A 12,047-nucleotide genomic window follows, 5' to 3' on the forward strand; every position below is an offset into this window, starting at 1 on the left:
CTCGTACCGAAGGGACAGTCTAGAGGCGCCGGGCAAGGCGGCGCCGGGTGGTGCAACGTCGGCGCAACGCGGCCGCGGGTTGGCTGAGGACGCGGGTCCGCGCGGAAGCGGCCCCGGGGTGACGGACGGGAGGACCACGGATGGACGAGGCGGCGAGCGGGCCGGGCGGGGTGGCGCGGGTGGCGGTGACGGAGGCGGCCGCCGGTCTGCTGCGGCGGCTGCGGGCGGCGCACGGCCCGTTGATGTTCCACCAGTCCGGCGGGTGCTGCGACGGCAGCGCGCCGATGTGCTTCCCGGCCGGGGAGTTCCGCACCGGCGCGTCGGACGTGCTGCTGGAGCGGCTGGCGGTGGCCGGGGTGGCGGAGCCGGTGGAGTTCTGGATGGCGGCCGACCAGTTCGCCCGCTGGCGTCACACCCGGCTGATCGTGGACGTCGTCCCGGGCCGGGGCAGCGGATTCTCGCTGGAGGCGCCGGAGGGGGTGCGGTTCCTGATCCGCTCGCGGCTGCTGGAGGCGGACGAAGACCGAGCGGGCGGCACGGACGCGTCCGGGGGGCCGTCGTCCGGGGGCGGACATGGCGAGACCCCGCGCACGGGGGATGACGCGGGGCCTCACTCGGGATAACGGTGCAGGGGCCGTCCGGGTTCCCCTTCCGCGGAAAAAATGAGGCACGATTTTTTCGGCGGTCACGCCTCGTCGTCGACCAACCGCTCCAGCATGTGCTGGAAATCGCCGTCCACGACCACCCGCAGCCCCGCCCCGTCCGGCTCGCTGAGCGGTGTCATCACCCCGCGGCGCCACCAGAACACATGGGGGCTGATCGCGCCCGCGGCGTCCTGGTGCCCGGCGGCGGCGAACTCCGCCATCCCCTGGAGCGCCGGGATGACCTGGGCGTCGTGGATGCGGTGGAAGCCGAGCTGGTGGCGGAAGGGCAGCGCGACGAGCGCGCCGTCGGCGGTCAGCGGGGTGCCCATGAGCCGTTCGACCAGCTCGCCGAGGACCAGGACCCGGCTGGCGGTGAAGAACGAGTCGCCGAAGAGGACGTCGAAGGAGGCGCCGTCCGGGCGGCGTACCGTCTCGTGGCCCTCGACCGGCAGTGCGCGCAGATTGTTCAAGGCGCGGATCCGCAGCTCGGCGATGTCCCCGACGTCCCGCAGCGAGTCCTCGCTCAGCATCTGCACCGCGTCGGGCAGATCGAGGGCCAGCACCTCCCGCAGCCCCTCGGCGGGCTCACGGCCGTAGCGGAAGGCGTCGGAGGCGGGCAGGGTCTCCTCCGCGACGACTCGGGGGTAGAGGCAGGCGCGGATCTCGTCGGTGGAGAGGATCTCCAGCGGCTGCGGGCCGTCCATGGTGCGCAGGACCTTGCCGACGTGGTCGCGGATGAGGCCGGGCCAGCTGCGTTCGCCGCGGCGGTCGCGGTGACAGACGGCGGCGAGGTTGCCGAGGCCGAACCGGCGGCCGCCGGAGTCGGTGACGACGCCCGCGTAGACCGTGACCTCCAGGCCCTGTTCGGCGAAGGCCTGGCGGACCTGGGAGCGGAAGACGCCGCCCTCTCTGTCCGAGAAGAAGGAGAACTCCCCGTCGCGTGGCAGGTCACGGGGATCCCGCTTCGGTCCTCGGCGGAACAGGCCCATCTCGTCCTCCCGGCGACGGCCACGTACAACGGCCACGAAAGGCCGATCGTAACGGGTGGGCCGGGACGCCGTTCACCGCGTTCGCCGCGTGGTGCGGACGCGCTGTGCCCGGACGGGCGGACCGGATACGGAACCGGCCGTCCGGGCGGGGCGGGTGCGTTCAGCCGCCGATGTTGACGTCGATGCAGGCGTAGAAGGCGTTCTCGGTGTCGGCGATGTTCCAGACCGCGAGGATCTTCTGCTTGCCGGAGAGGCCACCGAAGTTCACCTGGTGGGTGACGGTGGCGCCGGGGATGGCGCCGTGGTCGTTGAACTCCGCGACCTTGTTGCCGCCGACGAAGTACTGCCAGGTGCTGGTGGCGTGACGGGCCTCCAGCTGCCAGCTGAAGCTGGCGGTGCTGGAGATGGGGGTGACCTTCCAGCCCTTGGAGTCGTCGTCGAGGTCGGCCCACCGCTCGTCGCCGCCGCTGCAGCTGGTCAGCCCCTTGGGGCCCTCGACGCTCTGCGGCTCCCACTTGATGGGTCCGCACTTGACGGTGCCGGCCGCGCACTGGGCCTGGCGGCTGGGCGGGTTGGAGATGTAGCCGTGGGCGCTGGCGGAGCCGGCCGGGACGGTGACGGCGAGCAGCGGGGCGATGGCCGCACCGATGGTCACGGCCAGCCTGCGTTTCCTGTTCATGGCATACCTTTCGCGGAGGAGGCCACCGCGGAAGACATCGGGACGCGGCGCCGCCTGGCACGCACGCCCCCGGGCAGCCTCGGAGTGGGGGTGTTTGAACGCGAAGGTGGTGCACGGCGAGACGGGCGGCTGCCGGCGCCGGTGCGGACACCGGATGCACGGCCCCGACCCGCTCACCAATTGGTCTGGACTTTACTCGTTGTCCGCACACCGTCAAGAGGTCGGGACGGCTCCGGGATAGGGGCGGGACATCTGAACAGGGGACTGTTCCGACGCTTGCGGCCACTGCGAGAGTTGCCGCGGAACAGCCAACTGCCGGGCAGAAACCGGCACGCGAGAGGGCGGGCAGATGGTTCAGGGCGGGTACAGCACATCGGGCTTCCAGGTCACTCCGGAGTTGGTCGCCCAGGCCGCCGTCTCGTGTGACAACACGGCGGCGGACGTCGAGGTCAAGCTCCAGAACCTCAAGTCGTACGTCATCTCGCTGGAAGAGTCCTGGCAGGGCATCGCCCACAACACCTTCCAGATCTACATGGCCGAGTACGACACGTACGCCCAGATGCTGCACAACGCCCTCACCGACATCGCGTCGGGCCTGCGCGGCAACGAGGTCAACTACCGGGAATCCGAGCAGGACAACCTGAACCGGATCAAGTCCCTCCAGTCCGAGCTGCCCACAGCTCGACTCGGCTGACCACCGAACCGACCGGCTGACCACCCGAAACACCCGAGGAGCGTCGTGGCAGGAATCGAAGGCTCGTCCATCCTGGTCCGCCAGGAGCTGGAGAACGCAGGCAGGCACATCAACGACCTGTCGGAGCAGATCGCGGAGGAGCTGCACCAGCTGATCGTCCTGCTCCAGCCGATCGCCGACACCTGGACCGGTGAGGCGAAGGTGTACTACGAGGGCCTGCAGGAGGAGTGGAACATCGCCGCCATGGGCCTGTTCGGGCCGACCGGCGTGCTCGGCCAGATCTCCATGGCGATGAACGTCAACTGGACGAACTACGCCGAGGCCGAGGGCGCCAACGCCCTCACCTGGAAGAACACCGGAAGGTAACCACCCCCTCCCCGCCGTCTCCCGCACGGCACCGCACAACGCACCTTGCACGAGAGGACCTGACAGCACCCGATGGCCGATGAGCGCTGCCGGATCACGGTCGTGGGCGAGCACAGGCAGGTGGACCTCGCGGTCCCGGCCCGTGCTCCCATCGCCGAGTACATCGATGACCTGGCCCGCCTGTGCGAGCTGGAGGAGAACGAGCTGATGCCCGCCGCCTGGTCGCTGGCGACGGGCACGGGCGGGGCCCTCGCGCCCGAACACAGCCTCGCCGACCTCGGCATGGCGGACGGTCAGCTTCTCTACCTGCGCGACGTGGTCGCCGACGAGTTCGACGAACCCGTCGTGCTGGACGTCGCCGAGCAGGTCTCCGAGGTCTCCGAACAGGCCCTGGACCGGCGCTGGGACCCGCGGTCGCGGACCGTGACGGTGATGGCCTGCGGGCTGGTGTGGTGGCTGGCCGCGCTGGTGCTGGTCGCCGTGGCGCAGCCGGTCGAGCCCGCGGTCACCGGCACCGCGGCCGCCGCGCTGGGGCTGCTGCTGCCCGCTCTTTCGTGGCTGGCGACGGAGCGGCGCTGGTCGGTGCCGGGTTCGGTGCGGCTGGCGATGGCGCTGAGCGCGATCCCGTGCCTGACGGTCGCGTCGTGGGCGCTGGTGGCAGAGGAGAGCGCGCCGTCCGCCGCGTTGACGGCGAACGGGACGACCGCGCTGTGCCTGGCGGGCGGGGTGCTCGTGGGCGCCGTACTGGCCGCCGTCGCGTCGATGGGCGTCACCACCACCGCGGTGCTCCTCGGGGCACTGATCGGTACGGCGGTGACCGCGCTGCTGGCGCTGCTGAAGGCCGACACCGCGCAGTGCGCCGCGGTGATCGCGGTCGTCGCGTTCGGGCTGCTGCTGATCGCGCCGGCGACCGTCGGGCGGGTGGCCGCATTCGGCTACCGGCGCCAGGGCGGATCGACGCCGGAGGGCGCGGAGCTGGAGACCGCGGTGCGGACCGCGATGCTGCTGCTGGCGCTGTGGGGCGGGGCGCTGTCGCTGGTGTGCGCCGTCGCGCTGGTGCTGCTCGGCACCGACACCACCTCGCCGTTCAGCGCGGCGATCACCGCCTGCATCGGGCTGGGGCTGCTGCTGCGGGCCGGTGCCGCGAAGGTCGTCGTCGAGGTGGCGCCGGTCGGGATCGCCGGGGCGATCGGCCTGTTCACGCTGGTGCTGGCCGGGCCCGCGCAGCTGGATCTGCCGGGCTGGTCCGGTCCGGTGACCGCGCTGGCGGTCGGCGCCGTGCTGGTGCTGTACGGGTTCCGGCGGCTGATGCGGCCCGAACTCCCGTCGATGCGGCGGCCGCTGTGGTTCGGCGGTCTCGGTGCGGTCCTGGGCGCCTTCGCCATCCCGCTCACCGTCGCCGCCTTCGGCGTCTTCGACCAGCTCATGGGCGTCGGCCGGAATCTGTGAGGGACGACGTGCGGGCGGTGGAGAGGTCGCGGCCGTGGCCGGCGGCGGACTGCGCGGTGGTGTCCGCGCGGTCCGCCGGCCGGACGCCGGTGGTGACCGTCGCCGCCCGGCGTCACGCAGGTGCGCCGGAGATGCCGCCCGGTGCCGGATCCGCGGCGTCCGGGACGGCGGACATCACTGGGCCGTCGTCAGTTCTTGCCGAGGAGCAGGGAACGGGAGCGGCTGGCCATCGGACCGAGCGCCCGGCCCTGGGCGGGCAGCGGCGCCGCACCGTCGCCACCGGCCGCCGCGGGGTCGTGCAGCAGTCCCAGTTCGATGGCGGTGCGGGTGAGGTCGGCCTTGTTGCCGACGTTGAGCTTGGTGCGGATGCGCTTGACGTACGTGCTGACCGTGGCTTCGGTCAGGCCCATCCGGCGACCTATCTGACTGTGGGTCAGGCCCTCGGCGAGCAGGCGCAGCGCCTCCAGTTCGCGGCGGGCGAGCGACCGGGGTTCGGCGCCGCCGGGCTGCTGGAGTTCGGACTGGAGCCGCGGGACGAGCGTCGAGGAGAGGTGGAAGCCACCACTGACGACGGTGTCGACCGCGCGCAGCAGCTCCTCGTCGTCCACCCGTCCGGTGACACACCCCAGCGCCCCGGCGCGGACGGCCTCCAGGACGCGGTAGGGGCGGTGGAAGTCCGAGACCAGGAGCACCGGGGCGCAGGCGACGAGCCGGGCCAGGGTCTGTGCGGGCAGTTCGGACTCGGCGGCGCAGTCGTGCACGGGCGGGCCGTACAGGATCGCGTCGGGGGGCGGAACGTCGAAGGGGAAGTCCTGCACGCGCCCCACCGCGGACACCACGTCGAGCCGTGGGCTCTGGGAGAGCACCCGCTCCAGCCCGTGCCGGACCAGATTCTGATGCTCGATAATGGCAATTCGCGCACAATTGGACATGCGTATTCCCGTCGTCAGGTCAGTGCGTCACGCTCAGATCCCCCGCTCGGCCCGCCATCCGGGCAGCGGGTCGATGCCGTTTCAATGTACCGGACAAAATCAACCGTGCACGGATCGACGGACATCTGTGACAGAACCGCAGCACCGCAGGTCAGAGCCGTAACACACCGCCAACCTCCCACAGGTACACCGGGGACGAATCTCTTGCCGCCGCGGTTCCACCCGCCAGGTCACGATTGCGTCATGCTTTGCCACGACCACGTGACAATTCTGTGCAGGGCCGCAAGACAAATGACGCAAGCTGAATTTAATTTCTCTTGCCGACATTTTCCGTTTACTCCTCGGCGGTATTCTGTGCCGCCTGTCCCTTACGGCAAGACAATTGGAGAGTAAGTACGTGGCTGACCAGGAAAAGCCCCCGCAGCCCGCGGCCGAGGCGCCGGGCCGTCTGCCGGAGGAGGACCGGCACGGCTTCGTCTCCGCGTTCGTGGGCGGTGTCCGGCCCGAGGGTGAGCAGGGCAGGCCCGGCAAGCGGCTGGTCGCGATCGGCATCGCGGTCGTCGCCGCGCTGAGCCTCGGCGCCCTCGCCATCGGCGTGCTCAGCAGCCCGGGCGACAAGAAGAACGAGGCCGACAAGGTCGCCCCCGCGGGCGCCACCGCCAAGGCCGACCACCACCAGGACGGCAAGGCGTCCCCCGACGGCTCCGGCGGTGCCGCGGGCGGCTCCGGCGGCCAGCAGCAGACCGTGCCGGACGGCCGGCGGATCATCCCCTCCGAGGACTCCCCCACCACGGGCTCCACCCACACCCCGCCCTCGCCCGGCGCCACCACCAAGGACGAGAGCGGCAGGACCGTCGCGCAGAAGGCCGTCTCGTCCTTCACCGCCCTCGCCGGGTACGGCTGCCCGTCGTCCCCCGAGGCGAAGATCTGGACGAAGGACCCGAACTTCAGCCAGGAGGGGGGCTGGCTGAAGACCAGCGGCGGCGGCTACACCGGCTCCGGCTGCAACGGCCAGTACCTGTCCGTCCCCATGTCCGGCTCCAGCACGAAGTACGACGCGACGCAGTACGTGCTGTGGAAGTTCGACTACCGCGCGAAGATCAAGGGCGACGCCTCCTGCCGCCTCGCGGTCTTCGTGCCGGGCAACTCCGACATCCGCTACGTCGGCGGCCACCCCGCCAAGTACGCGGTCTACGCCTCGGACCACAGCGGCGGCACCCCCGCCGGCAGCTTCGACGTCGACCAGGTCAACAACCACGGCAAGTGGCTGGCCCGCGGCCCGTTCAAGGTCTCCGGCGGTTTCGTGACCGTCAAGATGTTCAACACCGGCATCGACCACACGTCCTCCACCAAGGACGCGCACGACGCCGCCGGGCCGGTCCAGCTCAGCTGCACCCCGGCATGATCGGGCGGTCCAGCGGCGCGGCCGCACTGCGCGTCGGGGCCCGGGGCTGGGGCGGGCACCGCACCATCGGCGCGGCGTTGCGCGCCGCTGGACCGGGCACCACGGTGTCGGTCCAACCCGGCACCTACACCGAGAACATCACCCTGGAACGGGACATCACCATCGTCGCCGAACAGGGCGCCGGAACGGTCCGGCTGGTCGCCCCCCGCGGCACCGCGCTGACCGTGCTCGGCGGCGCCGGGGAGGTCCGCGGGATCAGCGTCCAGGGCGTGGACCCGGATCAGCCCGCGGTCGCCGTGACGGGCGGCACCGCCGTCCTCGACGGCTGCGAGATCACCGGTGGCCGTATCGAGGTCACCGGCACTGCCGCGCCCACGCTGCGCGACTGCCGGGTGCACGCCGCGGGCGGTCCCGCCGTACGCCTGGGCGGGGACAGCCGGGCGACGCTGGAGCGGGTGACCGTCACCGACGCCGCCGGCACCGCGCTGCTGGTGGAACACGGCGCGGACGCCACCGTCACCGGGCTGACCGTCAACACCGCGGCCGGGCACGGCGTTCAGGTCCGCGGACCGGCCACCGGCAGCTTCACCGACTGCGAGATCACCAAGACCACCGCGGCGGCGCTCGCCGTCGAGGACGACGCCCGGCCGGTGCTCCGCGCCTGCCGTCTGACCGACGGTTCCGCCCAGGGCGTGCTGGTCACCTCGTCCGCCACCGGCGCCACCCCGGCGCCCGCTCCGGACGACACCGACGCGGGCAGCGGTCCGGAGGGGGGTGCCGGGGCGTCCGGGAACACCGCGGGGGTGCTGCTGCACGACTGCGAGATCGCCCGGAGCGGCGCCGCGGGCGTCCAGGCGGCGGGGCCGGTGCTGCTGACGCTGCGCTCCTGCCGGGTCGACGAGTCCGGCGGGGTCGGCGTGCTCGCCGCGCAGAACGCCGTGGTGCGTCTGGACGCGACGACCGTCGGTGACTCCGCGGACAGCGGGCTGGCGGCGGGCGGCACCGCGCAGGTCGAGATGCGCGGCGGCGGTCTCGCCCGCTCCCGGGCCAACGGCGCGTTCGTCACCGACGAGGCGCAGCTGACGCTGGTCGACTGCGCGGTCACCGACAGCGCCTTCACCGCCCTGCACCTGGCGGGCTCCGCCCGGGCCACGGTCCGCGACGGGGAGCTGCGCGGCACCCCGCAGCACGGCGCGCGGGTGACCGAACGCGCCCTGCTGACGCTGACCGGCACCCGCGTCGAGTCGACGGAGCTGTCCGGTATCGCGGTGGACGGCGGCGATCTGACGGCCCGTCGCTGCCGGGTGACGGACGCCGGGACGGGCATCAGCCTGACCTCCGCGCACCGTCCGCTCCTCGACAGCTGTGAGATCGCCGACTGCGGTACGGGTCTGGAGGTGACCGCGGGCACCGGCGCGCTGGTGGCGGACACCCGGGTGCGCGGCAGCCGTTCGGCCGGGGTGTTCCTCGGCGAGCGCTCCACCGCCTGGCTCGACAGCTGCGAGATCACCGACAGCAAGGGCAGCGCCCTGGTGCTGTGGAACGGCGCCCGGCCGCGGGTCAGCGGGGTGCGGATCGCCCGCTCCGCGAAGAACGGCGTGTACGTCGCCGACGGCGCGGCGGGGCTGCTGACCGACTGCGACATCTCGGCCACCGGCTTCCCGGCGCTCTATGTCGGCAAGGACGCGAAGCCGGTGGTGCGCCGCTGCGTGGTCCGCGACACCGACGAGGACCTCAAGCTCGCGGACGGCGCGGATCCGGTCTTCGAGGAGTGCCGGGTCGACGGGGTGAAGGACAGCACCCTGCCGGTCTCCGCGACGGGCCCGGCGCCCACCGGCGTCCGCGCCGTGGCGGCGGGCGGCGCGCCCGGCACCGCCCCCGCGCTCGGCGCCGAGGTCACCGAGGCGGCCCCCGAGTCGCTGGAGGACCTGCTGGCCGAGCTCCGGTCCCTGATCGGTCTGGAGCGCGTCAAGCAGGACGTGGAGACGCTGGTCAAGCTGATGCAGCTGGTCCGGCGCCGCACCGAGGCGGGCCTGCCGCCGCCCCCGCTCAGCCGCCATCTGGTCTTCGCGGGGAACGCCGGTACGGGTAAGACGACGGTGGCCCGGCTCTACGGGCGGCTGCTCGCCGCGCTGGGGCTGCTCACCCGCGGCCATCTGGTCGAGGCGGACCGGGGCGCGCTGGTCGGCGAGTACGTCGGTCACACCGCGCCGAAGACCACCGCGGTGTTCCGGAAGGCGGTCGGCGGTGTCCTCTTCATCGACGAGGCGTATGCGCTGGTGCCGCACGGCCAGGGCAACGACTTCGGTCTGGAGGCCATCTCCACGCTGGTGAAGCTGATGGAGGACCACCGCGAGGACGTGGTGGTGATCGTGGCCGGCTACCCCGACGACATGGGCCGGTTCATCGACGCCAACCCCGGTCTCGCCTCCCGGTTCACCCGGACCCTGCTCTTCGACGACTACGACGCGGACGAACTCGTCGGCATCGTCGCGCAGCAGGCCGAGCACCACCGCTACGAGCTGGGCGAGGCGACGACGGACGCGCTGGGCACATACTTCGAGGGCGTCGAGCGCGACGACCGGTTCGGCAACGGCCGCACCGCCCGTCAGCTCTTCCAGCGGATGACGGAGCGTCATGCCGCGCGGCTGGCGGACTCGGCGCTGCCGTTGTCCGCGACGGCGGACGAGGCGGACGTCGAGGCGGAGACGAAGAGCCTGGTGACGCTGTTGCCGGAGGACATCCCGCCGCTGCAGACGCTGTAGGGGACACGGCGAAAGGGCCGGGGCACGTTTCACGGGAAACGTGCCCCGGCCCTTTCGTCCGCCGTGCGGCCCGGTGCGGGCGCCGGTCACTCCGCGATCGGCCTGCTCCGCGGCTCGGGGAAGACGGACGCGTGGTCGGCGTTGGCGTAATAGGTGCCCGCGCGGTCCAGCCGGACGATGAACTGTCCGGCCATCTCGATGGAGTTGGCGCACAGCGCCAGCACCTGGTTCATCCTCGGGACCATGCCGGCGGCGAAGTACTTGGCGGCGTCCTGGAGCTTCTCGTCCGGCTCGTTGCCACCGTTGTGCTTGGCGTAGTTGGGGCTCACCCCTTTGGAGGACTGCAGACCGTGCACGGCGCTGCCGTCGTTCTTGCCCCAGTCGTCCTTGTGCGTCGCCTGCTGGCCGAACGTGGCGTTGTCGGTCGAGGCCGTGTACACGATCGCCTTCAACGTCGTGTAGGCGTCGACCGAGCGCCGGGACGACTCCAGCATCGCCTGCATGGCGTTGGCGATGGAACCGACGCCGACGTTGATCGCCGGGTGGATGCCGGCGGACTGGTTGTCGCCGCCGCCACCGCCGTCCCCGCCGCCCTTCGGCAGGTAGGTGGTGATGGGCGGGGCGTCGCCCCAGATCATCGTCAGGGAGGGCGGCTGCTGGTAGCCGGGGACGGTCTGGTCTTCCGTCTTCTTCTGCTGCTTCTGCTCGTCCGTGAGGCTGTTGTCCGTCGTCGGATCCGAGCCCTGCGGCTTGTCCTTGTCGTACTCCCTCGGCGGGCCGTGCCGCGAGTTCCTCGGGTCCACTGCCATGGCTGCCTCCACCGGGTGCGCTCGGGTAGGGTCCGGTCAATCCCAGCTCATCCCACCGGATACCGCGGTGACCTGCCAGGTCCCTGTTCAGAGACGCCGACGCGGACGGCCCCGGGGGAGGTCCCCGTTCTGAGACACCACGGCTGTCGGGGAATTGGGGCGTACCCCGGGCCTGGCACTCGCACATAGGGTCGAGGGGTGGCCTCTTCTACCATGACCCTTTCCGAGTTCCGCATCGAGCTGGACCACCTTCACGACGCCATGTCCACGGTGAAGGGCTGCACCGCCAGCATCGAGACCGACGTGGATCTCGTGAAGCAGGTCCTCAATCTCGCCGAAGGCGTATGGCAGAGCCCCTCGGGGGCGACCTTCGGCAATCTCCAGCGCGACTTCAGCGACAACATGACCGTCCTCGTCGATCTGCTGCGCGAGATGTCGACCCGGCTCAACGCCGCGTACGAGGAGTACCGGCAGGTCGAGGAGACCAATACGAACAACTTCCACAAGAAGCACTAGTTCCGCGGACCGTGGACGCCGTGGTGCGACGGGCCGCCCGGCTTTCCGGGGCGGTGTCGCCCGGCGTCGAGAACCCCGCCAGCGAGGGAGTCACCCGCGTCGCCCGCCCCGGCCCGCAGTGTGCTCCCCCACTCCCGTCAGGAGCACCCGGTGAGCCCCCAGAAGCCCGACCCCATCGACCTCGACCCGACGCAGGCGCCCGTCTACGGGCTCCACGGGGCCAACAACGCCCAGATCAGCGTCGACGCCCAGATGCTGCGGGTCTACAGCGCCCAGCTCGGCGGCACCGACGGCTCCGGCGGGCTGGTCGCGGACATCGCCACCCAGATCTCCACGATCAACACCGTGATGAGTGAGCTGAAGCTCGCCTGGGCGGGCCAGACGAAGGAAGAGGTCGAGTCCTTCTACGACCGCTGGGACGCCTGTATGACCGACCTCTTCGGCAAGCAGGGCGACGAGGCCAGCGGGGCCAACGCCGTCCTGCCGCGCATCGCCTTCTCGCTCGGCGCCGCGGGCAACAACTACCTCCACGCCGAGGACAACATCGTCAAGGAATTCACCGAATTCAAGACGCAGATCAGCGCCGACGGCAGCGGTTCGGACCCCAACGCCGCGCCGAAGAGCATCAATGACCCGAACATGACCGCGATCGCCGAGACCTACGGCTGACGGTCCGCCACCCGGCCACCTCCCGGTGGCGTCCGCGCCACCCTCCGTACCACCGGCGGTGCTCCCGTTGCTTTGGGGCACCGCCGCTCCTTCCCCACTCCGCACTCTCCGTCCCACAGGTGATGTCGCC

The 12,047-nt window shown here is 71.5% G+C and carries 12 protein-coding genes; 8 read left to right on the forward strand and 4 right to left on the reverse strand.

All coding sequences use genetic code 11. From position 1 onward, the window contains the following. The first annotated feature begins 140 nt into the window (after nucleotides 1–140). Entirely contained in the window at nucleotides 141–623 is a 483-nt protein-coding gene (locus ACF1BH_RS12165; protein WP_391642362.1) for a DUF779 domain-containing protein, read from the forward strand. Nucleotides 624–685: 62 nt separating this feature from the next. Here the strand turns inward: ACF1BH_RS12165 and ACF1BH_RS12170 are convergent, their stop codons facing one another. Further along, on the reverse strand, nucleotides 686–1,633 hold the full coding sequence (locus ACF1BH_RS12170; RefSeq protein ID WP_391642656.1) for a hypothetical protein: 948 nt from the start codon (nucleotides 1,631–1,633) through the stop codon (nucleotides 686–688). A 160-nt stretch (nucleotides 1,634–1,793) separates the two neighbouring features. Continuing rightward, nucleotides 1,794–2,312 carry a lytic polysaccharide monooxygenase auxiliary activity family 9 protein gene (locus ACF1BH_RS12175; protein WP_391642363.1) on the reverse strand — a complete coding sequence of 173 codons (519 nt, stop codon included), beginning with the start codon at nucleotides 2,310–2,312 and terminating at the stop codon, nucleotides 1,794–1,796. 349 nt (nucleotides 2,313–2,661) lie between these two features. On the opposite strand from ACF1BH_RS12175, the gene ACF1BH_RS12180 reads away from it, so the two are divergent. The 3 genes from ACF1BH_RS12180 (at nucleotide 2,662) to ACF1BH_RS12190 (ending at nucleotide 4,821) form a co-directional block, all read left to right on the forward strand. Further along, entirely contained in the window at nucleotides 2,662–3,006 is a 345-nt protein-coding gene (locus tag ACF1BH_RS12180; RefSeq protein ID WP_391642364.1) for a WXG100 family type VII secretion target, read from the forward strand. Nucleotides 3,007–3,051: 45 nt separating this feature from the next. Next, complete coding sequence (locus ACF1BH_RS12185) at nucleotides 3,052–3,372, forward strand: WXG100 family type VII secretion target (RefSeq protein WP_345087389.1); 321 nt, start codon at nucleotides 3,052–3,054, stop codon at nucleotides 3,370–3,372. Between the two features lie 72 nt (nucleotides 3,373–3,444). Further along, nucleotides 3,445–4,821 carry an EsaB/YukD family protein gene (locus tag ACF1BH_RS12190; protein WP_391642365.1) on the forward strand — a complete coding sequence of 459 codons (1,377 nt, stop codon included), beginning with the start codon at nucleotides 3,445–3,447 and terminating at the stop codon, nucleotides 4,819–4,821. 188 nt (nucleotides 4,822–5,009) lie between these two features. On the opposite strand, the gene ACF1BH_RS12195 is transcribed toward ACF1BH_RS12190, so the two are convergent. Next, on the reverse strand, nucleotides 5,010–5,753 hold the full coding sequence (locus ACF1BH_RS12195) for a response regulator transcription factor (protein ID WP_391642366.1): 744 nt from the start codon (nucleotides 5,751–5,753) through the stop codon (nucleotides 5,010–5,012). Between the two features lie 397 nt (nucleotides 5,754–6,150). On the opposite strand from ACF1BH_RS12195, the gene ACF1BH_RS12200 reads away from it, so the two are divergent. Then, nucleotides 6,151–7,158, forward strand: coding sequence for a hypothetical protein (locus tag ACF1BH_RS12200; protein ID WP_391642367.1), 1,008 nt, complete (start codon nucleotides 6,151–6,153; stop codon nucleotides 7,156–7,158). Beyond that, nucleotides 7,155–9,923 (forward strand): right-handed parallel beta-helix repeat-containing protein, encoded by a 2,769-nt coding sequence (locus tag ACF1BH_RS12205; protein WP_391642368.1) that lies wholly within the window; start codon nucleotides 7,155–7,157, stop codon nucleotides 9,921–9,923. Before ACF1BH_RS12200 ends, ACF1BH_RS12205 begins: the two co-directional genes overlap by 4 nt. An 86-nt stretch (nucleotides 9,924–10,009) precedes the next feature. Here the strand turns inward: ACF1BH_RS12205 and ACF1BH_RS12210 are convergent, their stop codons facing one another. After that, a complete protein-coding gene (locus ACF1BH_RS12210; protein ID WP_391642369.1) occupies nucleotides 10,010–10,732 on the reverse strand; it encodes a hypothetical protein in 723 nt (240 codons plus the stop codon). 213 nt (nucleotides 10,733–10,945) lie between these two features. On the opposite strand from ACF1BH_RS12210, the gene ACF1BH_RS12215 reads away from it, so the two are divergent. Next, nucleotides 10,946–11,248, forward strand: coding sequence for a WXG100 family type VII secretion target (locus ACF1BH_RS12215; protein ID WP_391642370.1), 303 nt, complete (start codon nucleotides 10,946–10,948; stop codon nucleotides 11,246–11,248). 150 nt (nucleotides 11,249–11,398) lie between these two features. Beyond that, a complete protein-coding gene (locus ACF1BH_RS12220; RefSeq protein ID WP_391642371.1) occupies nucleotides 11,399–11,917 on the forward strand; it encodes a WXG100 family type VII secretion target in 519 nt (172 codons plus the stop codon). Nucleotides 11,918–12,047 lie beyond the last annotated feature (130 nt).

Source organism: Streptomyces sp. NPDC014733 (genome assembly GCF_043083385.1).
Lineage (GTDB): Bacteria > Actinomycetota > Actinomycetes > Streptomycetales > Streptomycetaceae > Streptomyces.